At 57.0% G+C, this 1,338-nt stretch carries 1 protein-coding gene; it reads right to left on the bottom strand.

The features are described 5' to 3' along the window. Positions 1–233 precede the first annotated feature (233 nt). Positions 234–1,253, bottom strand: coding sequence for an IS110 family RNA-guided transposase (locus tag ACR0LX_RS22940; protein ID WP_480785632.1), 1,020 nt, complete (start codon positions 1,251–1,253; stop codon positions 234–236). Between the last annotated feature and the right edge of the window lie 85 nt (positions 1,254–1,338).

The raw sequence follows: 1,338 nt of genomic DNA, 5'->3' as shown, positions 1-1,338 counted from the left end.
TGTGTGGATGGCTCCTGCATTGCAAGAGATTTCTGTAGTTGCGATGGTCTGTCAGTACAGTCGTGTGTCCGGCCTGTTTGCGTGGCGGTTGCCACTGGCCCTGATGAGTTCCGCGAGCAAGGTTCCTATCGGCTTAACGACCTCAAGTGCCGCGACATTGGTCGGAGTGTCCTTACTCTTGGTTGACTTCGTTTCGCATCATCACATCAAGCGTCTTGCATCTCTTGGCAGGATCAACAGATTGGCTGCCTGTATTCCTCCTGTTTCGTCAGTAGCGCCCAGATGATCCGAGCGGATTTGTTGGCCATGGCGACTGTCGCCAGTCGGAAGGGCTTTTCGTCCAGAAGCTTCGCAGTCCAGGTGTCGGCTTTCTCTGGGCTGTTCTTGGCCATGAGCGCGCGCGACGTCATTCCGATGATCAGCAATTTTCGGATGTAACGGTCACCCTTCTTCGTGATCCGCCCGAGGCGCTCTCGACCGCCGCTGGATTTGTTCAACGGTGTCAGGCCCAACCAGGCGGCTAAATCGCGGCCAGTCTCGAACTGCTTTGCATCGCCAATGGTGGCAACAACAGCCGACGCGGTGATCGGTCCGATCCCCGGCATGCGCATCAACCTACGTGCATCGGCTTCCAGCCATGCATGTTGTTCGATCAGTTTGGTCAGCCCATCAACCCGCACATTGAGCCCGTTCAGTTGATGACACATCACGCCAAGAATGCCGTCCGCGATCTCGGGCATCTCCAACTGGTCTTCGGTGCCGTGCTCTCGCGCGAACTTGGACACAGCTTCAATACCCGTCGGTAGGATGTGACCAAACTCGCGAAGGATACTGCGGATCATGTTTACGACCTGGGTACGTTGACGGACGACCAGATCGCGCGCCCGATGAATAGCAAGGATCGCCTGCTGGTCTTCGGACTTGATCTCGACGAAGCGCATGGTCGGGCGACGCACCGCTTCGCAGATCGCTTCTGCATCGGCTGCATCGGTCTTGCCGCGCTTCACGTAAGGTTTGACGTAGGCTGCTGGCATGAGCCGAACGTCATGGCCAAGCTCACGCAACTTGCGCCCCCAGTGATGGGATGATCCGCAGGCCTCCATACCAACCACACAGCGCGGCAATGTCTCGAAGAAGGCGATCAACTTCGCGCGTTTGATCTTCTTGTTGATGATCCGACGCCCCGTGGCTGAAACACAGTGCACCTGAAAAACGTCCTTGGCCAAATCCAGGCCCACAGTCTTTACTGTCATTGGGTGGCTCCTTTCCCAGCAGTCGATAACAACTGCACTTTGGCACGTTCGATGCCGGTGGAGCAGGAGCCATCCACCTCATCCG

The organism is Ruegeria sp. CH11, from assembly GCF_056537105.1.
Note: the sequence above shows the minus strand (reverse complement) of the source record. Positions and strands in the feature narration are given on the sequence as shown.

Excerpts from the sequence above, each read along its gene's own strand:
- ACR0LX_RS22940 (WP_480785632.1), bottom strand. The coding sequence starts at position 1,253 with ATGACAGTAAAGACTGTGGGCCTGGATTTGGCCAAGGACGTTTTTCAG.